This window comes from Streptomyces sp. NEAU-sy36 (assembly GCF_013423905.1).
GTDB classification, from domain to species: domain Bacteria; phylum Actinomycetota; class Actinomycetes; order Streptomycetales; family Streptomycetaceae; genus Streptomyces; species Streptomyces misionensis.
Genome location: NZ_CP058977.1, coordinates 5,147,966 through 5,171,152, shown reverse-complemented (window position 1 = coordinate 5,171,152; position 23,187 = coordinate 5,147,966). Strand labels below are relative to the sequence as shown.

The following is a 23,187-nucleotide window of genomic DNA, read 5'->3' as shown; positions in this document are numbered from 1 at the left end:
GAGCGGAACCTCGGACAAGGACATCACCCGTCGGCAAGTGGAGGTGAACGGTGCGCAAATGGCTCGCCGGGCCGGACGCGGAGGCCGAACCGGCCGCGGTGTGGGCACTGTGCGCGCTGATGGCCGCGACGTTCTGCGTCGTGACCACGGAGCACCTGCCCGCCGGTCTGCTGCCGCAGATCTCGTCCGGGCTCGGGGTGTCGCTGCCGGTCGCGGGACAACTGGTCACGGGCTACGCCCTCACCGTGATGCTGCTCACCGTGCCGCTGACCTACCTCACCCGGCGGATTCCGCGCCGCCCGCTGCTGCTGGGGCTGATGACGCTGTTCGTGCTGGCAGGGCTGGGCTCGGCGGCCGCGCCGGACTACGCCCTGCTGCTGGCCTCGCGCGCCGTGACGGCCCTGGTGCACGCCGTCTTCTGGGCGGTGGTCACGGTCACCGCCACGGCGCTGTTCTCCCCGGCGGTGCGGGGCCGGATCCTCGCCATGGTCTACGGGGCCACCTCAATGGCGACGATCGTGGGCGTACCGGCCGGAAGCTGGATCGGCCAGCACGCGGGGTGGCGTGTGGCGTTCCTGGCCCTGAGCGGCATCGGGCTGGTGGCGCTGGCCGTCGTGGCCGTCTTCCTGCCGGCCACGGCCGTCTCCCGGACGCGCGACGACGACACCGCGGTTCCCGACACCTCGCGCTACGTCGTGCTGCTCGTGACCATCGTCCTGGCGCTCGCGGGCCTGTCGATGGCGTTCACCTACACGGTGCCGTTCCTGACGAAGGTGACGGGCTTCTCCACGGCGGCGGTCGCCCCGCTCCTGCTGCTGCGCGGCGCGGCCGGTGTCGCCTCGGTCTCCGTCGCGGGCAACCTCGCGGACCGGCACCCGAGGCTGGCGACGACGGCACCGGTGGCCCTGCTGTCCGTGTCGCTGATCGGCATGTACCTCGCGGGCAGGACACCGGTCCTGGTCGCCGTGCTGATGGCCACCTCGGGCCTCGCGGTCCTCGTGATGATCACGACGCTGACGAACGAACTGCTGTCCGTCGCCCCCGGCGACCTGTACATCGCCTCCGCCGGGGGAAACGCCGTGTTCAACGCGGGCACGGCCGCGGGCGCGGCCTCCGGGGGACTGGTGCTGTCGGACGTCGGCGTCCGCGGCACCGCGCTGCTGGGCGGTCTGCTGGCCGCGGCGGCGGTGGCGGTCCTGCTCGTGGACCAGGTGAGGGGACGCACACGGGGCACGGCGCGGACGTCGGCCGACGAGTCGCCCTGAGGCCGAGACACGTACTGGGCGGGCCGGTGCCGGCGGACCTCGGCGGCCGCGGTGCCGGCACCGGTCCGGCGGCTGCCACGACGCGGGCCCGCGCACCGGCATGGCCCACGCCGTGAGCCGAGGGCGCGCCGCGCCGGCCGTCGTCACCGGTCCGGGGCGGCTCCGTGCGGGCTCGCGGTCCGGGCGCGCGGTCAGCGCAGCAGCAGGGCAGGATCGGCGTAGACGTGCTCGACGACCTGGCCCGCGGCGCCGAGTACCGCCGCGTTCTTGCCGAGTGAGGAGACCGCGACGGTCGGCACCTGCCCGTAGAGCCCGCCGGCGCGCAGCGCCGCCTCCACCGAAGGGGTCGTCCACGCGGCGAGCGCGGAGAAGATGCCGCCGAGCACGATCGAGTCCGGATCGAGCACCTTGACCACGGCGGTCAGCGCCCGTCCCAGCGCGTCGCCGGCCCGCCGCACCGCCTCGGTCGCGTCCCGGTCGCCGGCGTCGAGCAGCGTGGTCAGTGCCGACAGCGGCTCCAACGGGCCCACGGCGGCCGCCGAGTCCCCGAGTCCGGCGGCCCGCAGAATCGCGTCCCGCCCGGCGACACGCTCCAGACAGCCGCGCGCGCCGCAGGCACACGGCTCGCCGGCCGGATCCACCTGGAGATGGCCCAGTTCCCCCGCGTAGCCGTGCGCACCCTGGAACACCCGGCCGTCGAGCACCACGCCCGCGCCGATGCCGATCTCCCCGGACACGTGCACGAAGTCGCCCAGGGCGGCGTGCCCAGCGCCGAACCACAGTTCACCGAGCGCCGCCAGGTTCGCCTCGTTCTCCGCCCCGGTCGGCAGCTTCAGACCGGACAGGCCCAGGTCGGTGAAGTCCGCCGCCGGCACGTCGCGCCAGGCGAAGTTGGGGGCGCGGAGCATTCCGGCGCGGTCCACCAGGCCGGGCAGCGCGACGTTCGCCCCGATCACCGGCAGGCCCTGCTCGTTCGCGGAGTCCACCGCCTGCCGGGCTAGCCGGGCCAGCGCGGCGGCGATCTCGCCGGGCTTGCGGTTGCGGTTGTCCGCCGCCACCAGGAGCCGGTAGCGCACCCGCCGGCCCAGGTCGAGCACGGCCGCGGCCAGGTAGTCGACGTTCACTTCGAGCCCGAGCCCCGCCGCGCCCGCGCCGTTGACCGACACGCCTATGCCCGGGCGGCCCCGGTCCCCTTCGTGCAGCATGTCCCCGTCGTGCACCAGACCGGCCTCCGCGAGCACCGCGATGAGGTTCGAGACGGTCGTCTTGGTGAAGCCGGTGAGCACGGCGAGCCGGGCCCGGGTGACCGGCTGGTGCTCGGCGATCACCCCGAGCAGTACGGCCAGGTTCCGCTCCCGCATCGAGGCATGGCGGATGGGCTCGCGGATTTCGGATGGCATGGGGCAAGGCTAGTCGGTGGGTGCGCGCCGGCCGCGCCGGCCTGCTGCGAAGCCGCCCGGACCACGGTGGCGCGGCTCCCGGCGGGCGGGGCTCAGCACTCCCCGTCCCGCAGCAGTCTCGCCGCGCACCGGCCCGCCCTGGCCGCCAGCGCCATGATGGTGAGGGTCGGGTTCTGCCAGCCGCCGGAGGGGAAGCAGGCGCCGTCGGCGACGAAGACGTTCGGCGCGTCCCAGCAGCGGTTGTCACGGTCCAGGACCGAGTCGGCCGGGGAGTCGCCCATGCGGGCGGTCCCGAGGTCGTGGACGTTGCGGCCGGGGGCGGTGAGCGCCCGCGCGACCGAAAGGTCCTTGAGACCGGCGATCGAGGCCGCCAGTTCCACCTCCTGCCGCATGGCGCCGTAGAGCCGCTCCTCGTGCGGTCCGTAGCCGCAGTCGATGACGGGGACGGGGACGCCCCAGCGGTCGCGCTTGTCACCGAGCCTCACCCGGTTGTGCCAGTACGGCAGCATCTCCCCCTGTGCGTCGATGCCGCCCCGCACCGCGCCGTCGCCGGTGCCCCGTTGCAGGGTCACCCACAGGGCGAAGGGGCGGACGTCGCCCTTTCCCGGCTGGGCGGGGGGTACGAGCAGCCCGCACTGGCGTCCGGCCGCCGGCAGCACGGAGCCGGGCGAGTATCCGGGGAGGACACCCGAGGACGTCACCAGCGGATGGTCCATGAGGCCGCGGCCCAGCCAGCCGCTGCTGTTGCCGAGACCCCGCGGGTGGCGTGGACCGTGCGAGTTCAGCATCAGCCGGGCGGTCTCGATGGTGCCGCCGCACAGGAAGACGACGCGGGCCCGGGCGTGGTGCCGCCGCCCGGTTTTGACGTCCACGTAATCGACCCCGGTCGCCCGGCCGTTCACCGGGTCGGTGGTCACCGAGGTGACGCGGGCGTCCGGTCGCAGCGTCAGCCGCCCGGTGCGTTCGGCCGCGGTGAGGGCGGTGGCCTGCACCGTGAACCCCGGCCAGCCGCCGGCACCCGCGTCGGCCGGTACGAAGCGCACCGGGACCGGGCGGGTGCCCGGGCGCCGGTAGGCCCGCCGGAAGTCCGCCTCGGCGGGTGTGAGCGCGGGCGGCTCGCCTTGGAAGCGGCCATGGGGGAGCTGCGCGAGATCCTCGGCGGTACCCCGCAGACCGAGGAGTCCCTCGACGGCCTCGTAGGCGTCGGCGAGATCCTGGTGACCGATCGGCCAGCGCAGCGAGTGGCCGTCCAGGTCGGCCGCCTGCGTCTCGAACGGCGACAGCCGCAGCGCCGATCCGCCCCAGATCAGCGAGCGGCCGCCGACCTGCATGCCCCGGATCCAGGTGTAGGGCAGGCCGGGCGGGGTCTCATAGGGGTGTTCCAGGTCGTCCACGAAGAGGTGCGGGCCCCGGGGCGCGAAGTTGAAGTGGCTGCGCTGGACCGGCTGCCGCGGCCAGGCGCCGGCGTCCTCGCGGGCGGGCGCGGTGTACGACGCGGCCCGGTCCGGTACCTGGGCGGGCTCGCGCGCGGGACCGGCCTCCAGCATCAGGGCGTCGAACCCGGCCTCGGTCAGCTCCTTCGCGGCCCAGGAGCCCGCGAACCCGGAGCCGACCACGATGGCGTCGTACGCCGGGCCCGCCTGTTCCGTCTCGATGTCGTTCACCGTCGTGCCGCTCCAGTCGGTGTCGGGCAGCGCGTCGCCGCGTGGGTCGGGTCCGTGGCGGTCGCGCGTCGTCCGCGGACGCGGTCCCCGGTACGCGCGGTCATGCCGTGCCGTCCTCGCGTGAGCGCAGCCAGCGGATCGGGCCGCCGATGCCGGTGTGGTGCGGCGTCGCCAGCCCCTCGTGGAAGAGGGATTCGGGGATCACCCGGAAGTCGAAGCTGACCCGGGTCCGCTCGGAGGCGTTGCGCTGGTTGCCGTGCATGAGGTTCGCGCTGTCGAACACGAGCATCTGCCCGTAGCGCATGGGGTGCGGCCGGAAGTCCTCGGCGCCCTCGCTCGACTCGATCCACAGGCTGTTCTCGGGGGTCGTCCGCGTGAGCGGCAACCAGCACGTGATCTCGCACGGATTGTGGCCGCCGCTGCGGTCGCGGTGGTAACTGCCGACGCCATGACGGCCCGGCAACTGGATGCGCCAGTTGGGCACGTGCTGGTAGCGGACGTCCTCGCCGACCAGTTCGGTGATCACCGTCCGGACGAACTCCCGGTACAGCGCGGCGAACGGCTCGACGTCGTAGAGCCGGCGGTGCATCGCGGAGGCCTGGTCCCCGAAGCCCGGCTGCTCCTCGCCCTCGGGCGCGTACCGCCGGTGCCACCGGGCCAGGTCCGGCACACCGGTGGCCGCGCGTGTCGCGCCGGCGAAGTCGAACCGCCGGGTGTCGTACGGGACGATCAGTTTGCCGAGCATGCGTCCTCCCCCGGACCGACGGGAGCGATCGTGAAGCGGGGCTCGAAGCCGATGAGGTGACTCAGTTGCAGGTCGACGCCGCCGATGTTGCTGAAGTCCTCGCCGTGGAAGACGTTCTTGCGGAGGAACTCGGCGGTCTTGCGCCGATGGCCGGAGCGGGCCAGCAGGAGGGCGAGCGTGGCCAGGTGACGGGGGGTGCCCCGCTGGTGCAGTGCGGTGAAGGACCGGCGCAGCGCGCCGATCATCCGGTCCGCGCCGTCCCGGTCGGGGACGTCCAGGCCGCGCATCCTGAGCCGCCCGAGGAACGCCCGCTGGACGGGGGTCGGTTCGAGGTCGAAGGCCGACCGTTCCTTGGCCTCTCCACGGATCAGCGACAGCAGCAGGTCGTCGTGGTCGGCGTAGTACCGGTGACCGTGCCCGGCGGGCGGTACCGCCTTCGCGACGAGCAGGTCGGCCGCGTGGGCGACGTCGACGTCACCGAGGCGTGCCGCGAGGTGGGTGGTGAATTCGGTGTCCGTGCGCAGGGCGGTGGGCAGCAGCGACTCGACCGGCAGCAGCTCGGAGGTGGCCGCGTGGGTGGACGCCATGATCGGCGTGCCGATGAACGAGGCCTCCACCAGCACCCGTCCGAAGGTCTCCAGGGAGGAGGTGCTGGGGAAGAACAGCACGTCCATCTCCCGGTACTCCCGCCACAGCCGGGCCCGGTCCACCGGCGGGAGCCATGTGTAGCCGGGGACCGGGGGTTCCGCCTGGGCCCGGCCCGCGCGCCGTGGGCCCTCGCCGATCGCCACCAGCTCGAAGGCGCCCGGGGCGCGCCGGTGCAGTTCGCGCTGGAGGCTGATCGCCTGCGCGTGGTTCTTGTCGTCGGTGAGCCGTCCGACGAAGCCGACACGGGTGGGGCCCTTGCCTCCCGAGCCGGTCCAGGACCCGGCCAGCTCCCCGGGGAACCAGCGGGTCAGGGGGTAGCAGACGGCCTGCGTGGAGGCCGCGAGGCCGGGGAACAGCAGGCTGTACAGCGCGAGCGAGTAGCGCGACGAGTGGTAGAGCACGTCGCCCGGACGTACGTAGGGCGCCGAGAGGACCTCTTGCTGGAGGTAGCCGTTCCACAGCGCGGTGCGCGCGTCCCGGACGATCCTGAAGTCGAGCCCGAGCCGTTCGCGCAGATGGAAGTAGAGGTAGGCGTGCGGCCCCACCGTCGCGACGACGACGTCGCAGCCCGTCAGGGCCTCGCGCGCGGCCTCGTCGCTGCGGAAGAGTTCGACCATGTCGTGGGGTCTGGCCCGCACCTCGGTGCTTTCGTCCAGCAGCCGGCCGATCTCCGTGTAGGCGAAGTTCGCGCCGTCCTTGCCGGGGTGGCCGGCGTAGCTGTGGAAGCGGTGGAAGCCGGTGACCAGGGCATGTCCCATGAGAGTGCCGCCTTTCGCTGCTGTCGGTTCCGGCCCCGGCTCAGAGTTCGTCGCCCGCGGCCGCGGTGCTCGCGGCCAGATCGCCGAGCGCGTCGTCGGGGCGCGGGCGGGTGCGCAGCGCGTCCGCGCGCTTGCGCAGCAGGGTGATCTGCGGTGCGTCCCAGTCCCGGGCGCGCAGTGCCACCAGCACGATGTCGGCGAGTTCGCGCACGTCGTCCTCGTCGAAGCCGCGCGAGGTGATCGTCGGTGTGCCCAGGCGCAGCCCGCTGGCGACGAAGGGGGGCCTCGGGTCGGCGGGCAGCATGTTGCGGTTGGACAGGATGCCCAGGTCCTGGAGGCGGCCCTCGGCCTCGCGGCCGGTCAGCGCGGTACGGGTGAGGTCGACGACCAGCAGGTGGGTGTCGGTGCCGCCGGTCACCAGGTCGAGTCCGCCGTCGAGCAGCAGGCCGGCGAGCAGCCGCGCGTTGGCGACCACGCGTTCCTGGTAGACGCGGAAGGCGGGGGTCGCCGCGTCCTGGAGAGTGGCCGCGAGCGAGACGAGGCCGGCCATCCCGACGGAGGACTGGAGTCCGGGGAAGATCGCGGAGTCGATGCGCGTGCGCAGGGATTCGGGGCACAGGACGATCCCGCCGCGCGTGCCGCGCAGCGTCTTCTCCACGGAGGTGGTCACCACGGTCTCCGGCTGGGCGCACGGGTTGGCGTGCAGCCCGGCGGCCACCAGGCCGGCGATGTGCGAGATGTCCGCGACGAGGGTCGCCCCGACGTCGCGCGCCACCTCGCCGAACAGCGCGAAGTCGACCGCCCTGGGATAGGCGGAGTATCCGGCGACGATGACGCGCGGGCGTTCCCGCTCGGCGATCTCCCGGATGTCGTCGTAGGGCAGCAGGCCGGTCTCGGGGTCCACCGAGTACGGCACGACCCGGTAGAGCTCCGAGACGATGTGCTTGGGGTGGCCGTGCGAGAGATGGCCCCCGGAGGTCACGGCCATGGACAGCAGGGTGTCGCCGGGCCGCAGCAGGGCGCGGTAGGCGGCGAGGTTCGCCAGGGAGCCGGAGGCGGGCTGCACATTGGCGTGCTCGCCGCCGAACACGGCGCGTGCGCGGTGCGCCGTGATCCGTTCGACCTCGTCGAAGACCGAGGTGCCGGCGTAGGGCTTGCGCCCGACGTGCCCCTCGGCGGAGCGGAACTGGGCCACTCCCCAGGTGTGGTTGTCGCGCACCGCCGCGATCGGCGCGTTGGACGCGGCGATGAGGTCGATGCTCTCCAGGTAGTGCCGGTCCTCGCGGTGCAACAGTCGCGCAAGTTCGAGGTCACGCATCAAGGCACCTCATGAATTCAGCGGGTGGTGGAAGAACGGGCGTCAGGCCCGCGGAGATCGCGACAGATGGCGGACGCCCCGGTCGGCATGGCGGGCCTGCGGAAGAAACGGAGCAGGGCAGGAGGGATTCCGGTCGAAGCCGAGGGGGATCGTCGTGCTCTGCGTGAAGCCGCGCGCTGGGTCAGTCGAGAAGGATTGATCCAGATGGTGGATTAATACAGCACGCGGTCATGGGCGTGTCAACGATTCGGACTTGTTTCGCCCGCCGGGTTGCCGTTCAGTTCGCGGGCAGTCCCGTGAGCACGGCCCGCGCCACCAGGTCGGCGTGCCGGAAGGCGGCCGCGTTCGTGCCGGGTATGGCGAACGCACGGGCGCCGCGCAGCGAGGTGTTCCAGCCCAGCGCGAAGAGCGCCGGATGCGCCCTGCCGTCGGCGCCGACCAGGCGCCCCCGACCGTCGACGGCGATCCGTCCGGTGGAGGTCCGGTACCCGGTGGCGGGATCGCTCAGGGTCTCCTCCGTCGCGGCCCCGGTGGCGTGCAGCGAGGCCAGGAGCGGATCGGCGGTGCCCGTGACGGTCGGACCGGGCACCCGGGCGTCGACGAGCACCGCGGCCGCGGCCTCGCCCGGGTGGTTGGCGCCGGCGGCCCGGTACCGCCCCGCCGAACGGTCGAGCCGCACGCGCATTGCGGAGCCGAGCGGCCGGACCACGCCCGCGCGGCACAGTGCCAGCAGTTCCTCCACACGGAACGCGGGCGGACCGCTCGCGACCAGGTTGAACAGGGAGAGCCAGGTGCCGTCGAGTTCCTCGGCCTGGGACCGGGCGTCGAGACGGGCGCGGAGCCGGGGGAGTTGCTCGAAGAAGAGCAGCAGCGCACGGTACACGGCGGTGTCGGCGGACCGGGCCGGATCGGCGCAGCGCCTGAGTTCGTGTTCCAGCAGCGCGGTGAAGTGCGCGCCGAAGGTGTCCGCGGAACCGAAGACGGCGTGTCGCAACGGGGCGCGGAGGGCGTCGAGATCGAACCGCCGGGCCGGGTCGGGGACGGCCGCCGCGACGAGCCGGTCCACCTCCTCCGGGGTCGCGACGGCATGGCGTTCCTCGAACTCCAGCCACGGCACGGTGGTGTTGTGCGGATCGGCCGCGAACAGCTCGCGGTAGTAGGCGTGGCTCAGGTCCTTGCGGATGATCGGCCAGATGTCCCGCCGGAAGTCGAGCGTCTCGGGTCCCGCCAGCAACTCCGCGGCCGCTTCGGTGAAGTAGCGCGGCTTCGGCTCGGGCTCCAGCGCCAGCCGGTGGGTCGGCTTGCACCGGTAGGGCAGCCCCCGGCGGGAGCCGACGAGCAGCCGGGGCTCGCGTCCCGAGGGCACGTAGCGCAGGTCGCCGCCGCCGTCGCGGGTGAAGCGGCCGCCACGGCCCTGCGTGAGCAGGGCCATCAGATCGAAGAAGGCCAGCCCCATGCCCCGCACCAGCACATCGGCGCCGGGCGGCACCACCGACAGGTCGGTCTCGGCGACGAAGCCCGGCGGCAGGTAGGTCAGGCCGTGTTCCGCCGCGAACTCGGCGGCGGCCGCCTCCTCGCCGCGCGGCCTCGCGTCGAGGTGGCCGAGCGCGAGCACCACCGTGTGGGCGTCGAGCGACGATCCGTCGGCCAGGCGCACCCGTTGGACGCCGTTCGGACCGCCGGTGAGCGCCACGGCCCGGCCCTCGCGCACGGTCACCCGTACCTCGGGCGGTGCCGCGCGCGTCAGCTCGCCGAGGAACCAGGACAGGTAGGCGCCCTGGAGGCGCCTGGTGGCGAACGAGTCGGGCCCGGTCTCGCGCAGGTCTGTCCGGAGGCGGGGATCGACGGGCGGCAGGAGCCCGGTGGCCGTGGCCGCCGCCCAGGCGGCCAGCGACGGTCCGGGGTGCGCCGGGCCGTCGCAGCGCACGGCTTCGCCGGGGAAGAGGGTGACGTCCTTGGCGAAGGAGTTCATGCGCATCAGCGGCGACTGCCCTTCGCGCCAGATCCGCCCGGGGCCGGCGGGGTACGGGTCCACCAGGACGATCTCGACCGGCCGGCCCGGTGTCAGGAGAGGGGCGTTGGCCAGCAGTCGTTCGACCAGGCCCACGCCCACCGGGCCGGCGCCGATGACCGCGACCCTGGCGGTTCCCCTGGTGTGAGCGGTGGTGGACGACCCGATCGGGTCGGGAGTCATGGACATGGCGGAGATTAATCCACGTGGTTTCCTAAATGTGCAATGGGCGTGCGGGGCGGGATCGGGATGGGTCTCGGCGGGTCGTGTCGTCCCGTTATGCGGGTGCTGGTCCCGGTCTTCGAGGGGGCGTGAACGGCGTCGCTCCCGTCCCGTCCCTGCCCGCGGTGACGCCCTTCGAGTGTCATCGTGTGCAGGGGTCTTGGCAGCCGGGCCGGGCAGTGCTTAGCTTTGGTCCACATCGTTTACGAATTGATCAGGAGCGAGCATGACGAGCTTCCAGCCCACCCCCGAAGACCGGTTCTGCTTCGGGCTGTGGACCGTCGGCTGGCAGGAGCGCGACCAGTTCGGCGAGGCCACCCGCGCGCCGCTGGACCCGGTGCGCACGGTGCACAAGCTGGCCGAGCTCGGCGCCTGGGGCGTGACCTTCCACGACGACGACCTGCTGGCCGTCGAGCCGAACCGGGACGCCGCGATCGCCGCGTTCCGCAAGGCCCTCGACGAGACCGGCCTGGTGGTGCCCGCCGCCACCACGGACCTGTTCAAGCACCCGGTGTTCAAGGACGGCGCCTTCACCTCCAACGACCGCGACGTACGCCGTCACGCGATCCGCAAGGTGATGCGCAATCTGGACCTGGCGGCCGAACTCGGCGCCAAGACCTACGTGTTCTGGGGCGGCCGGGAGGGCGCGGAGAGCGACGCGGCCAAGGACGTGCGCGTGGCGCTCGATCGCTTCCGCGAGGCGATCGACTACCTCGCCGGATACGTCAAGGAGCAGAACTACGGCATGCGCTTCGCCCTGGAGCCCAAGCCGAACGAGCCCCGCGGCGACATCCTGCTGCCGACCATCGGCCACGCCCTCGGCTTCATCTCCACCCTGGAGCACCACGACATGGTCGGCCTCAACCCGGAGGTGGGGCACGAGCAGATGGCCGGGCTCAACTTCGTCCACGGCATCGCGCAGGCCCTGTGGCAGGACAAGCTCTTCCACATCGACCTCAACGGCCAGCACGGCCCGCGCTACGACCAGGACCTGGTATTCGGCCACGGTGACACCAAGAGCGCGTTCTTCCTCGTCGACCTGCTGGAGAGCAGCGGCTGGGAAGGCCCGCGGCACTTCGACTACAAGCCCGGCCGCACCGAGGACGCCGAGGACGTGTGGGTCTCGGCCGAGGCCAACATGCGCACCTACCTGATCCTCAAGGAGCGCGCCAAGGCGTTCCGCGCCGACCCGGAGGTCCAGGAGGCCATGCGGGCCTGCCGGATCGACGAGCTGGCCGTGCCCACCATCGCGGCGGGCGAGAGCCACGAGGACCTGCGCGCCGAGGAGTTCGACACCGAGGCCGCCCGCGACCGCGGCTACCACTACTCCCGCCTCAACCAGCTGGCGGTCGAGCACATGCTCGGCAGCCGCTGACCTCCGGCCGGGCCGGGGGCTTCCCGGACCGGGCGGGCACGAGGGGACGGCACCCGCCGTCCCCGGCGACCGGTCCGGGGCCCCGACGGCGCCCGGGGCGCCCGAAGCGTTCGATCCGTGAAAGGCAGAGACGATGTCGACGTCACCCGCGGTCCAGCTGTGGACCCTGCGCGACCACCTGGCCGCCGACCGGCACGCCACGCTGCGCCGCCTGGCCGGCCTCGGCTACGGCGCCGTCGAGCCCTTCGAGGCCACCGAGGACCCGGCCGGCCTCCGGGCGATCACGGACGACCTCGGCCTCACCGTGTGCAGCGCCCACTCGCACAGGCTCCTGGACACCGAACCCGGCCCGATCTTCGAGGCGGTGGCCACCCTGGGCACCGACCTGCTGGTCCTGCCCTCGGGCCTGGCCGAGGACGCCTTCGCCGGGCACGACGCGCTGAAACGCACCGCCGACACGCTCAACGGCCTCGCCGAGCAGGCGGCCCGACACGGCATCAGGCTCGGCTACCACAACTACTGGTGGGAGTTCGAGTCCGAGGTCGGCGGCCGGCCCGCCATCGAGGTCCTCGCCGAATTCCTCGTGCCCGAGGTCTTCTTCGAGATCGACACCTACTGGGCCGCCCTGGGCGGCGCCGACGTACCGGACGTCCTGACCCGGCTCGGCGACCGGGTACTGGCCCTGCACCTGAAGGACGGGCCGATCGCCAGGGGTGTCCCGCACACCGCGCTCGGGCGCGGCGAGATGCCGACCGAGCGGATCCTGGCCGCGGCTCCGGCCGGCGCCCTGCGCATCGTGGAACTCCAGACGTCCGACGAGGACCTCTTCGCGGCGCTCGCGGACAGCCGCGCATACCTGGGCTCGCTCACGGACCCGACCCGGACCTGACGCCCGGCCGGCCCGCCCGGACACCTCGCCCGCCTGCCCGCGTCCCGACGCCCGGACAACCCGCACCGGACCCGACGCCCGCACACCTCGCGTACGTGCCCCCGGCCCGGACGTTCGGGCACCTCGCGTACGCGCCTCTGACCCGACACCTGAACGCCTCGTGCGCCTCCCGGACTTGACGCCCGGAGGCCGCCGACGTGTCCGCGTCGGGACGCGCGGGGAGCCCGCGCACCACCTCGGGCCTCACGTCCGGACCGCCGCGCACCGGGCGCGGCCCGCCATGCCGCCGCGCGGCGCCCCCACCCCGAGCGATCGACCCCACCGTGTTCCGCCGAGCGAGAGGACGAGAGACCCCATGCCCGAACCACGCGAGGACGCGGCGGCACCCGATGCGGACCGGCAGCCGTGGCGGGACGCCTCGTTGCCGGTGCGCGACCGGGTGGCCGATCTGCTGAGCCGGATGACCCTTGAGGAGAAGGTCGGGCAGCTCGGCGCCTACTGGGTGGCGCCCCTGCGCCCCGGTGAGCCCGTGCTCGCGGTGCCGGAGGGGGCCACCGACCCGCTGCCCCCGCCCCTCGGGGAGGCGGCGGCCGTCGGCCTCGGCCAGCTCACCCGGGTCTACGGCACCGAACCCGTGCTCCCCGCGGCGGGCCAGGAACGGCTCCGGCTTCTCCAGGACACGGTGATGTCGGCGAACCGGTTCCGGATACCCGCGCTCGTGCACGAGGAATGCCTCACCGGCGTGCTGTCCTGGACCGCCACCGTGTTCCCCACGCCGCTCGCCTGGGGCGCGGCGTTCGATGCCGCGCTGGTGGAGGAGATGGCCACGGCCATCGGGGGCAGCCTGCGCGAGCTGGGCGTGCAGGTGGGTCTGGCGCCCGTGCTCGACGTGACGCGGGACTACCGCTGGGGCTGCACGGAGGAGACGATCGGCGACGACCCCCACCTCGTCGCGACCGTCGGCGCCGCCTACGTCCGCGGCCTGGAGCGCTCCGGCATCGTCGCCACCCTCAAGCACTTCGCCGGGTACTCGGCGTCCGCCGCCGGGCGCAACATGGCGCCGGTGGCGTGCGGCCCCCGCGAGTTCGCCGACGTCCTGCTGGAGCCGTTCGTCGCCGGTGTGCGGCTCGGCGGGGCGCGTGCCGTGATGGTCTCCCAGAACGACGTCGACGGCATACCGGCCACCGGGGACCCGCACCTGCTCACCGACGTGCTGCGCGGCGAGCTGGGCTTCGACGGCGTCGTCCTGGGCGACTACTTCGGGATCTGGAACCTCAAGCACATCCACGGCATGGCCGCCTCGCGCGAGGAGGCCGCCGCGCTGGCGCTCCGGGCCGGCGTCGACATGGAGCTGCCCACCACGCACTGCTTCGGGGCGCCGCTGGTCGAGACGGTGCGGCAGGGCGCCGTCGCCGAGGAACTGGTGGACCGGGCGGCCGCCCGGGTGCTCACGCTCAAGTGCGAGCTGGGCATGCTGGACGAGACGTGGAAGGCCGACCTGGCCGCCCTCCCCGCCCTGGAGCCCGGGGACCTGGACCCGCCCGGACACCGGGCCCTGGCCCGCAGGCTCGCCGAGGCGTCGGTGGTCCTGCTCGCCAACGACGGCACGCTGCCGCTGCGCGACGGCGCCGTCGCACTGGTCGGCCCGCTGGCGGACGATCCGTCCGCCCTGCTGGGCTGCTACGCGTTCGCGAACCACAACTCCCTCGACTTCCTGGAGGAGATGGCGGCGCGTGTGGGCATGGAGCCGGGGGTGGAGATCCCGTCCCTGGGCGCCGCTCTGGCCGCGGAGCTGCCGGACGCGAAGATCCGGGTGACGGCCGCCGACGACACCGCGATGAGCCGGGACGCGGACATCGCCGCCGCCGTGGCCGCGGCACGCGACGCGGACGTGTGCGTGCTGACGCTCGGCGACCGCTCCGGTCTCTTCGGCACCGGCGGGCGTACCTCCGGAGAGGGCAGCGACGCGGAGACCGTGGCCCTGCCCGGCCGGCAGGCCGAACTCGCGCGGGCGGTCCTGGACACCGGGACCCCCACGGTCCTCGTGCTGATCTCCGGCCGCCCCTACGCCCTGGGCGGCCTCGCCGAGCGGGCCGCCGCCGTCGTCCAGGCGTTCTTCCCCGGCGAGGAAGGGGCGGGCGCGATCGCCGGAATCCTGTCCGGCCGGGTCGAGCCGTCCGGACGGCTGCCGGTGAGCATGCCCCGCCACGCGGGCGGCCAGCTCGGAACCTATCTGCACCCGGCGATGGGCGGCGCCTCCCGGGTCAGCTCGGTCGACCCCACGCCCCTGTACCCGTTCGGGCACGGGCTCACCTGGACCACCTTCGCCTACACGGACCTCGCCACGGACCAGGACGTGATCGCGACCGACGGCACCGTGCGGATCGGCGTCACCGTCCGCAACACCGGGGGCCGTGCCGGTACCGAGGTGGTCCAGCTCTACCTCTCGGACCCGGTGGCCTCGGTCGTGCGTCCGTCCCGCTGGCTCGCCGGCTGGGCCAAGGTGCGGCTCGAACCGGGCCGCGCCGCCCGTGTCGAGTTCACCGTCCACGCCGATCGCGTCTCCTTCACCGGAAGGGACCTGCGGCGCGTCGTGGAGCCCGGGGTGATCCACGTGGAGGCCGGTCCGTCCAGTGCGGACCTGCCGCTGCGCGGATCCTTCCGGCTCGACGGCCCGGAGCGCGTCGTGGGACCGGACCGGGTCCTCACCGTGCCGGTGAGCGTCCGGCCGCTGCGCCCCGCGGGCGAGCCGCGGCCATGACAGCCCTCGCCGGCCCGGCCGCGGAAGGGGAGGAAACGGCGGACGCGGCGACCGCGCCGGCCCGGAGGGGCCCGGCGGACGCCGTGGCCGAACGACTGCGCCGCCGTCGGCGCTCCGCGGCGCAGCTCTTCGCGCTGATGCCGTACGCCGGGGCGCCGCTGATCCTCGGAACGGTCCTCGCGCACGTCCTCGCGGGTGCGGCTCCGGTCGCCTTCGTGGTCGGCAGCGGTACGGCCCTGCCGGAGGCGGTGGCCGGGAGGGCGTCATGGGGGCTGTGGCTCGCCGCGGGCGCCTTTCTGCTCCAACAGGCGCTGGCACCAGTGCAGTTGGTGCTGTCGCGCGAGGTCGCCCGCCGGATCGACGCGGCCTGCGTCACCCGGCTGACCCGGTTCGCCTTGCACGACGCGACGCTCGCGGGCCTGGAGCGCCCGGAGGTGGCGGACCGGCTCAACGAGGTGGACGAAGCGTTCGAGCAGTGGGTGCTGACGCCGGGAGCGGCCGTGGAGGGCGGACTCGCGCTGACGGCCCGCTACACCCAACTCGTCGGCGCCGCCGGGGTGCTGGCCTGGGCCATGGGCCCCTGGGCGGCGGTGGCGGGGGCGCTGGTGGCGCTCGTCGCGCGGACCGGGCACGCCGAGGCATTCCACCACTTCGGCGCCGCGTTCCACGCCACCCAGCCCATGAGACGGCGGGTGGCGTACCTCCGCGACCTGGCGACCGGCACCCGGGCGGCCAAGGAGATCCGTTCGCTGGGCCTGCTCGGGTGGCTCGACGCGCGGTTCCACGCCGAGACCCGCGCCTACCTGGACCCCCTGTGGGCCCGGCGCCGGCGTATCTACGGCCCGCCGTTCCTCGTGTACACGGCGGTTGCCCTCGCCGGGCTGGCGGTGGCGCTGCTCGTGATCGCCCACGCCGGCGGCACCGGCCCGGCCGGCCACGGCTGGCGGCCCGCACAGGCCGGCATGGCGGTGCAGGCCGTGGTGCTGTGCGGCCGGTTCGGGGTGATGTTCCCCGAGTCGGACATCAAGCTGGTCTTCGGCCGCGGCGCCTGGGAGGCGCTCGGCGGCTTCGAACGGATCGTGCGGGAGACGGCGGGTCCCGCGACCGGGGAGCGCCGGCCGGCGCCCGCCCCCGCCGACGCCATCTCCTTCGAGGGGGTCGGCTTCGGCTACCGGCCCGGCGCCCCGGTCCTGGACGGCCTCGACCTGACGCTGTCCGTGGGCACGTCCACGGCCCTGATCGGCGTCAACGGGGCCGGCAAGACGACGCTCGTCAAACTCCTCGCCGGCCTCTACACACCGGACACCGGCGCCGTCCGCGTCGACGGCACGGACCTGCGCGAGCTGGATCCGGACTCCTGGCAGCGCGGCTTCGCCGTCACCTTCCAGGACTTCCTGCGCTACGAGCTGTCGCTGCGCGACAACGTGGCCATGGGCGCCGTCGCCCATCGCGACGACGACGAGGGGATCACCCGCGAACTGCGGCGGGTCGGCCTCGGCGACCTGCTCGACGCCCTGCCCGGCGGACTCGACACCCCGCTGACCCGCTCCCTGCCCGGCGGGCGGGAGCTGTCCGGCGGGCAGTGGCAGCGCATCGCCCTCGCCCGTGCCCTGTTCGCGGTGCGGCACGGCGCCCGCGTCCTGGTCCTGGACGAACCGACCGCCCAGCTCGACGCGCGCGGCGAGGCGGAGTTCTACGACACCTTCCTCGACCTCACCCGCGGCGTCACCAGCCTCGTCATCTCGCACCGCTTCTCCAGCGTCCGCAAGGCGGACCAGATCGTCGTCCTCGACGGCGGCCGGGTCACGGAGGCGGGGACCCACGACGAACTCGTCCGGCGCGGCGGGCAGTACCGGCGGATGTTCGAGGTGCAGGCACGCCGCTTCGGCCTCGCCGGGCAGGACCCCGCGCGGCACACCCGGGAGGTGTCCCCGTGAGAGACGTGTTCTTCTGCCTCGGGCGCCTGTTCGCCCTCGCCTGGCGCCTGGACCGGCGCCGCCTGGGCGTCGGCGCGGCGCTCCTGCTGCTCGGCGCGGTGGCCACGCCCCTCGTCGGCCTCTGCGCGAGCGGTCTCGTCGAGGGCCTCGCCGCCTCCCACCGGGACGACGCCGTCGGGTGGGCCGCCGCGGGCGCCGCCGCCCTCGGCGCCGAACTCATGCTCGGCCACTTCGCGTTCCTCTACTACTTCGAGGTCGCGGAGCTGGTCGAGGAGCGGTTCAACCGCGACCTCCTCCGCCTCGTCAACGGCGGCCCCTACCTCGACCGGACCGACGACCCCGGGCACGCCGACCGCGTCGACCTCCTGCGCCAGGACGTCATGCGGATGCGCGAGACCACGCAGCTCGGCCTCCAGCTCGGCGCCACCGCCGTCCAGACCGTCTGCACCGGCGCCGTCCTCGCCACCGTCTCCCCCTGGCTGCTGGCGCTCGTGGCGGCCGCCGCCGTCCCCGTCGCCGTCGGCCGGCGCGCCGAGGCCGGCCTGCAGAAGGTCGTGGAGCAGCAGGCCCCCACCACCCGCGGCATCCGCCATCTGCGCCGCCTGGCCACGAGCCCGGCCTCGCAGAAGGAGATCCGTCTCTGCGGCGGGGGCGACCACCTGCTCGACCGCCAGCGGGCCCTGCTGGACCGCTACCACGGGGCCCTGGCCCGGGCCGACCTCCGGCACGCGCTGCTGCGCGGCCTCGGCCAGCTGACCTTCGCCCTCGGGTACGTCGCCGCCGTGCTGTGGACCTTCGAACTCGTCCGCCAGGGCCGCACGGGCGTCGGCGACATCGTCCTCACCATCGTCCTCGCCACCCAGCTCAGCACCCAGATGGCCACGGGCGTGCAACTCCTCGGCACGGTCCACCAGGCCGCCGCCGGACTGCGCCGCTTCACCGCTTACCGCGCCGAGCACGACGATCGCGGCGCCTCGGTCCCGGACGCTGCGCTGCCCGCCGGCGCGCGCGGCGGGCTGCGCCTGGAAGGCGTGCGCTTCCGCTATCCCGGCGCCCGCCAGGACGTCCTGTGCGGCATCGACCTCGACCTGCCGGGCGGCTCCTCGGTCGCGCTCGTCGGCGAGAACGGCGCGGGCAAGAGCACCCTGATCAAGGTCCTCACGGGCCTGTACCGTCCGACCGGCGGACGCGTCCGGTCCGGCGGCGCCGACCTCGCGCGGGTGTCGCCGGAGGCGTGGCGCGAGCGCACGGCCGCGCTGTACCAGGACTTCGCCCGGGTCGAACTGTCCCTGCGGCACAGCGTCGGCATCGGCCGGCTCGCGGACGTGGAGGACGCGGCGGCGGTCGGCAGGGCCGTCGACCGCGCCGGTGCCCGGGCCCTGGCCGAGAGCGTCGGCCTCGACGGCGTCCTCGGCCTCGGCTACGCGGACGGCCGGGACCTGTCCGGCGGCCAGTGGCAGACCGTCGGCTTCGCCCGCGCCCTGATGCGGCCCGATCCACTGCTGCTCGTCCTGGACGAGCCTGCGTCGGCCCTCGACGCCCTCGCCGAGCAGCGGCTCACGGACGCCTACCAGGCAACGGCGAAGGAGGTCGCCGCGACCGTCGGCGGCGTCACCCTCTTCGTCACCCACCGCATGTCCACGGTCCGGCTCGCCGACCGCATCGTCGTCCTCGACGCGGGGCGCGTGGCCGAACACGGCACCCACGAGGAACTGATCGCCGCCGGCGGTGCCTACGCCCGCCTCTGGGCGCTCCAGGCCCGCGCCTACGCGGACTGAGCGCGGCGGCGCGTCCGCCGTCCGCTCTCGGGGTGCGGGCGGCGGGCGGTCACGGCAGCCGGAAGCCAAGGGCCTCGGCGGCCGCATCCGGGGACGGCTGGGACCACAGGGCGGCGACCGCCTCGTTGGTGGACAGCGAGCGCAGATCGGCGCGGTCGACGTAGAGGACCCCGTCGAGGTGGTCCGTCTCGTGCTGGACGATCCGGGCGGGCCAGCCGGTGAAGACCTCGTCCAGCGGGTTGCCGTGTTCGTCCTCGGCACGCAGCCGTACCTCGGCGTGCCGCGCGACCACCGCCTGCCAGCCCGGCACGCTGAGGCAGCCCTCGAAGAACGCGGCCCGCGCGGTGCCGACCGGCTCGTAGGAGGGGTTGACCAGCACCCGGAAGGGCTGCGGACGGCGGCCCCGGGCCGCGGCGATCTCCTCCGGCACCGGCGCCGGGTCCTCCAGGACGGCGATCCGCAGCTCCACGCCGACCTGCGGCGCGGCGAGGCCCACGCCCGGCGCGGCGTGCATGGTCAGGCGCAGGGCCTCGACGAAGCGGGCCAGCAGGGCGGGGCCGAGCTGGCCGTCGTACGGCTCGGTGGGGCGGCGCAGCACCGGCCGGCCGGCGGCGACGAGGGGCAGGGGGCCGCCGGCGGCGAGGAGTGCCTCGACCCGTTCGGCGAGCGGCGCGTGATCACGGTCGGGTGCCATCGCGCCAGGATGCCACGGCGGCCCGGGGCGCACGAGGTGCCCGGCTCAGCGCTCCGCGAAGTCGCCGGCGAGCGCCGAGGCGATCCGCAGGTGCTGCCGCGCCTCCTCGTGCCGGGACTGCCTTTCGAGCGTGCGGCCCAGCATCAGCCGGGCGTAGTGCTCCACGGGGTCGCGGTCCACGATGGTCCGCAGCTCGGCCTCCGCGCGGCGCAGCTGGGCCGAGTGGTAGTAGGCGCGCGCCAGCAGCAGCCGGGGCGCGGTCTGCTCCGGCACCTCCTCGACCAGCCCGGCCAGCACCCGCGCCGCCCCCGCGTAGTCCTTCGCGTCGAAGAACGCCTGCCCTCGCTCCCAGCGCTCGGCCGGCGTGCCGTGGTCGTAGTACTTGGTGTCCACTGGTGACCTCCTTCGCCGCTCACAACCGAGCCGGATAGTTCAATATTCCACTACCTGGCCGGTCGGCGCCCACTGCCCGAATTCGGCCGAATTGACGGTCTGCCGGCCCCGGTCGTGACAGGGTGGGGCGATCCCTCAACCAGCAGCGCCGAAGGAGAGTGACGCATGGGTATTCTGGAGACGATCCACGGCCCGCAGGACCTCAAGAAGCTCGACGCCGGTGTGCTGGGGACGCTGGCCGAGGAGATCCGCGCGTTCCTCGTCGACGCCGTCTCCCGCACCGGCGGCCACCTGGGGCCGAACCTGGGCGTGGTGGAACTGACCATCGCGCTGCACCGGGTCTTCGACTCGCCCAGGGACCGCATCGTCTTCGACGTCGGCCACCAGACCTATGTGCACAAGCTGCTGACCGGCCGCCAGGACTTCTCCCGGCTCCGCAAGGAGGGCGGCCTCTCCGGCTACCCGAGCCGCGCCGAGTCGCCCCACGACATCGTGGAGAACCAGCACGCCTCCGCCGCCCTGAGCTGGGCCGACGGTATCGCCAAGGCCGACCGGCTGGCCGGCCGCCGGGACCGCTCGGTCGTCGCGGTGGTCGGCGACGGGGCCCTCACCGGCGGGATGACCTGGGAGGCGCTGAACAACATCGCCGCCGACAAGACGCTCCCGCTGGTCATCGTGGTCAACGACAACGGCCACTCGTACAACCCCACCATCGGCGGACTCGCCACCCATCTGGCCGCCCTGCGCACCACCGACGGCTACGAGCAGTTCCTGGAGCGCACCAAGGCCGTCCTCGACCGCACCCCGATCGTCGGCCGCTCGGTCTACGACGCGCTGCACGGCGCGAAGAAGGGTCTGAAGGACTTCATCGCCCCGCAGGGCATGTTCGAGGACCTGGGCCTGAAGTACGTCGGCCCGATCGACGGCCACGACACCGAGGCCCTGGAGTCGGCGCTGGCCCGCGCCAAGCGCTTCGGCGGGCCGGTGATCGTGCACTGCATCACCGAGAAGGGCCGCGGCTACAGCTTCGCCGAGGAGTCCGAGGAGCGCTTCCACCAGGTCAAGGTGATCGACCCCGACACCGGCAAGCCGGTCTCGGTCTCCGGCAAGGACTGGACCACCGTCTTCGGCGAGGAGATGGTCCGGCTCGGCGCCGAGCGTGACGACATCGTGGCGATCACGGCGGCCATGCAGCGCTCCACCGGCCTCGGGCCCTTCGCCGAGCGGTTCCCCGACCGGTTCTTCGACGTCGGCATCGCCGAGCAGCACGCGGCGGCCTCCGCGGCCGGCCTCGCCACGGCCGGGCTGCACCCCGTGGTCGCGGTGTACGCGACCTTCCTCAACCGCTGCTTCGACCAGCTGCTGATGGACGTGGCCCTGCACCGCTGTCCGGTGACCTTCATGCTCGACCGGGCCGGCATCACGGGCGACGACGGCGCCGCGCACAACGGCATGTGGGACATGGCCGTCCTCCAGGTGGTCCCCGGCCTGCGCATCGCCGCGCCGCGCGACGCCGGGCAGCTGCGCGCCCAGATGCGCGAGGCCGTCGAGGTCGCGGACGGGCCCACGGTGGTCCGCTACTCCAAGGGCACGGTCGGCCCCGAGGTGGCCGCCGTCGGCTCCGTGGCCGACATGGACGTGCTGCGCGGCTTCGCCGAGGGCGGCTCCGACGTGCTGGTCGTCTCCGTCGGCGCCCTCGCCCCGATGTGCCTTGAGGTCGCCGACCGGCTCGCCGAGCAGGGCATCGGCGCCACCGTGCTGGACCCGCGCTGGATCAAGCCGGTGAACGCGGCGCTGCCCGGCATCGCCGCCCGGCACCGGCTCGTGGTCACCGTCGAGGACGGAGTGCGCGCCGGGGGCGTCGGCGCCGCCGTCGCACAGGCCCTGCGGGACGCGGAAGTGGACGTCCCCGTACGGGACTTCGGCATCCCGGTCGAGTTCCTCGACCACGCCGGGCGCGACCGGGTGCTGGCCCGCGTCGGCCTGACGGCGGCGGACATCGCCCGCCGGGTCTCGGGCGTCTTCGCGGGCCTCGGCCGTGACGAGATGGTCTTCCCCGGCTGAGCCGTGTCCCACCGGCGGGCGGCCTCCCGGGGAAACCGCCCGCCGGTGGCGGACGTCAGCGGTGGATGGGCAGCGGCGTCGTCTCGGTCAGCCGGCGCCCCGTCCCGCCCCACCGCAGCGCGATGATCTCCGCCATGATGGCGACGGCCGTCTCCTCCGGGGTGCGGGCGCCCAGGTCGAGGCCGATGGGCGAGGACAGCCGGGAGAGTTCCGCCTCGCTCATGCCCTCCTCGCGCAGTCGCCGCAGCCGGTCCTCGTGCGTACGGCGGCTGCCCATGGCGCCGATGTAGCGGGCCCGGGTGCGCAGCGCCCGCCGGAGCAGGGGCACGTCGAACTTCGGATCGTGGGTGAGGACGCAGATCACCGTGTTCTCGTCCACCTCCGCCGACTCCAGGTACCGGTGCGGCCAGTCGACCACCAGCTCGTCCGCGTCCGGGAAGCGCCGGCGCGTGGCGAAAACCGGGCGGGCGTCGCACACGGTGACGTGGTAGCCGAGGAACTTGCCGATCCGGGCCACCGCGGAGGCGAAGTCGATGGCGCCGAACACCAGCATCCGCGGCGGCGGCGCGAAGGACTCCACGAACACCGCGAGGTCGTCGCGCCGCTCCTCTCCCGACCGCCCCAGACGCACCACTTCGGTGCTGCCCTGCGCCAGCAGCCCCTGCGCCCGTTCGGTCACCGCCGAGTCCAGCCGGGCGTCCCCGAGCGTGCCCTCCTTGCCGGAGGGGGTGACGATCATCCGCCCGGCCGGGGCGGCCGTGGGGTCGGGCTCCGCGCCGCCCCCCTGGGCGGGCAGCGGGGACACCATCGCCACGGGCCGGCCCGTGCCGATCGCCTCCAGTACGCCGGGCAGTTGCGGGAAGCGTCCCGCACCCGCCGGCCGGACCAGGATCTCGATGATCCCGCCGCAGGTCAGGCCGACCGCCAGCGCGTCGTCGTCACTCACCCCGTAGGTGACGAGCGCGGGCTCTCCGGTTCGCAGGACCTCGCTCGCCAGCTCGTACACCGCCCCCTCGACACAGCCGCCGGAGACGCTCCCGATCACCTCTCCGTCCTCGGCGACCGCCAGCGACGAGCCGGCCTGGCGCGGCGCGGACTTCCAGGTCCGCACGACCGTCGCCACGGCGAACCGACTGCCCGACGCACTCCAGGAGGAGAGGCCCTGTGCGATGTCCCGCATCCGTGTGCCTCCTTCGGCAGCGCGCACCCCCCCCGCCACACCCACCGGTACCCGTCCGCAGGCCGTGCAGGCCGTACGGCACCCC

The 23,187-nt window shown here is 74.0% G+C and carries 16 protein-coding genes; 7 read left to right on the top strand and 9 right to left on the bottom strand.

Going from position 1 to position 23,187, the window contains the following annotated elements; all coding sequences use genetic code 11:
- Positions 1 to 50: 50 nt before the first annotated feature.
- Positions 51 to 1,265: an MFS transporter gene (locus tag HZZ00_RS22810; RefSeq protein ID WP_180328189.1), complete on the top strand. Its 1,215-nt coding sequence runs from the start codon at positions 51 to 53 to the stop codon at positions 1,263 to 1,265.
- 191 nt (positions 1,266 to 1,456) lie between these two features.
- Here the strand turns inward: HZZ00_RS22810 and HZZ00_RS22805 are convergent, their stop codons facing one another.
- From HZZ00_RS22805 to HZZ00_RS22780, 6 genes are all read right to left on the bottom strand, one after another.
- Complete coding sequence (locus HZZ00_RS22805; RefSeq protein ID WP_257585107.1) at positions 1,457 to 2,665, bottom strand: ROK family transcriptional regulator; 1,209 nt, start codon at positions 2,663 to 2,665, stop codon at positions 1,457 to 1,459.
- A 92-nt stretch (positions 2,666 to 2,757) separates the two neighbouring features.
- Complete coding sequence (locus HZZ00_RS22800) at positions 2,758 to 4,329, bottom strand: GMC oxidoreductase (RefSeq protein ID WP_180328188.1); 1,572 nt, start codon at positions 4,327 to 4,329, stop codon at positions 2,758 to 2,760.
- Positions 4,330 to 4,429: 100 nt separating this feature from the next.
- Positions 4,430 to 5,074 carry a streptomycin biosynthesis protein StrG gene (locus tag HZZ00_RS22795; protein ID WP_180328187.1) on the bottom strand — a complete coding sequence of 215 codons (645 nt, stop codon included), beginning with the start codon at positions 5,072 to 5,074 and terminating at the stop codon, positions 4,430 to 4,432.
- The gene (locus tag HZZ00_RS22790) at positions 5,059 to 6,480 is read right to left on the bottom strand and encodes a glycosyltransferase (protein ID WP_180328186.1); all 1,422 of its coding nucleotides are present in this window, start codon (positions 6,478 to 6,480) and stop codon (positions 5,059 to 5,061) included. The genes HZZ00_RS22795 and HZZ00_RS22790 overlap by 16 nt, the downstream gene beginning before the upstream one ends.
- 40 nt (positions 6,481 to 6,520) lie before the next feature.
- Positions 6,521 to 7,798, bottom strand: coding sequence for a serine hydroxymethyltransferase (glyA, locus tag HZZ00_RS22785; RefSeq protein WP_180328185.1), 1,278 nt, complete (start codon positions 7,796 to 7,798; stop codon positions 6,521 to 6,523).
- Between the two features lie 277 nt (positions 7,799 to 8,075).
- Positions 8,076 to 9,998 (bottom strand): FAD/NAD(P)-binding protein, encoded by a 1,923-nt coding sequence (locus tag HZZ00_RS22780; RefSeq protein ID WP_257585105.1) that lies wholly within the window; start codon positions 9,996 to 9,998, stop codon positions 8,076 to 8,078.
- 259 nt (positions 9,999 to 10,257) lie between these two features.
- Between HZZ00_RS22780 and xylA the strand changes: the two genes are divergently transcribed.
- The 5 genes from xylA (at position 10,258) to HZZ00_RS22755 (ending at position 18,771) form a co-directional block, all read left to right on the top strand.
- Positions 10,258 to 11,406: a xylose isomerase gene (gene xylA, locus HZZ00_RS22775; protein WP_180328184.1), complete on the top strand. Its 1,149-nt coding sequence runs from the start codon at positions 10,258 to 10,260 to the stop codon at positions 11,404 to 11,406.
- Between the two features lie 133 nt (positions 11,407 to 11,539).
- Positions 11,540 to 12,295, top strand: a complete 756-nt coding sequence (locus HZZ00_RS22770) for a sugar phosphate isomerase/epimerase (RefSeq protein WP_180328183.1) — start codon at positions 11,540 to 11,542, stop codon at positions 12,293 to 12,295.
- A gap of 355 nt (positions 12,296 to 12,650) precedes the next feature.
- Positions 12,651 to 15,056 carry a glycoside hydrolase family 3 N-terminal domain-containing protein gene (locus tag HZZ00_RS22765; RefSeq protein WP_180328182.1) on the top strand — a complete coding sequence of 802 codons (2,406 nt, stop codon included), beginning with the start codon at positions 12,651 to 12,653 and terminating at the stop codon, positions 15,054 to 15,056.
- Complete coding sequence (locus tag HZZ00_RS22760; RefSeq protein WP_180328181.1) at positions 15,053 to 16,993, top strand: ABC transporter ATP-binding protein; 1,941 nt, start codon at positions 15,053 to 15,055, stop codon at positions 16,991 to 16,993. The genes HZZ00_RS22765 and HZZ00_RS22760 overlap by 4 nt, the downstream gene beginning before the upstream one ends.
- Positions 16,990 to 18,771, top strand: coding sequence for an ABC transporter ATP-binding protein (locus HZZ00_RS22755; protein WP_180328180.1), 1,782 nt, complete (start codon positions 16,990 to 16,992; stop codon positions 18,769 to 18,771). Before HZZ00_RS22760 ends, HZZ00_RS22755 begins: the two co-directional genes overlap by 4 nt.
- Positions 18,772 to 18,820: 49 nt before the next feature.
- Here the strand turns inward: HZZ00_RS22755 and HZZ00_RS22750 are convergent, their stop codons facing one another.
- Positions 18,821 to 19,465 (bottom strand): peptide deformylase, encoded by a 645-nt coding sequence (locus HZZ00_RS22750; protein WP_180328178.1) that lies wholly within the window; start codon positions 19,463 to 19,465, stop codon positions 18,821 to 18,823.
- 45 nt (positions 19,466 to 19,510) lie between these two features.
- Positions 19,511 to 19,858 (bottom strand): tetratricopeptide repeat protein, encoded by a 348-nt coding sequence (locus tag HZZ00_RS22745; RefSeq protein WP_180328177.1) that lies wholly within the window; start codon positions 19,856 to 19,858, stop codon positions 19,511 to 19,513.
- A gap of 165 nt (positions 19,859 to 20,023) precedes the next feature.
- On the opposite strand from HZZ00_RS22745, the gene dxs reads away from it, so the two are divergent.
- Positions 20,024 to 21,922, top strand: coding sequence for a 1-deoxy-D-xylulose-5-phosphate synthase (gene dxs / locus HZZ00_RS22740; RefSeq protein ID WP_180328176.1), 1,899 nt, complete (start codon positions 20,024 to 20,026; stop codon positions 21,920 to 21,922).
- Between the two features lie 55 nt (positions 21,923 to 21,977).
- On the opposite strand, the gene HZZ00_RS22735 is transcribed toward dxs, so the two are convergent.
- Positions 21,978 to 23,102: an XdhC family protein gene (locus HZZ00_RS22735; RefSeq protein WP_180328175.1), complete on the bottom strand. Its 1,125-nt coding sequence runs from the start codon at positions 23,100 to 23,102 to the stop codon at positions 21,978 to 21,980.
- Positions 23,103 to 23,187: the final 85 nt, after the last annotated feature.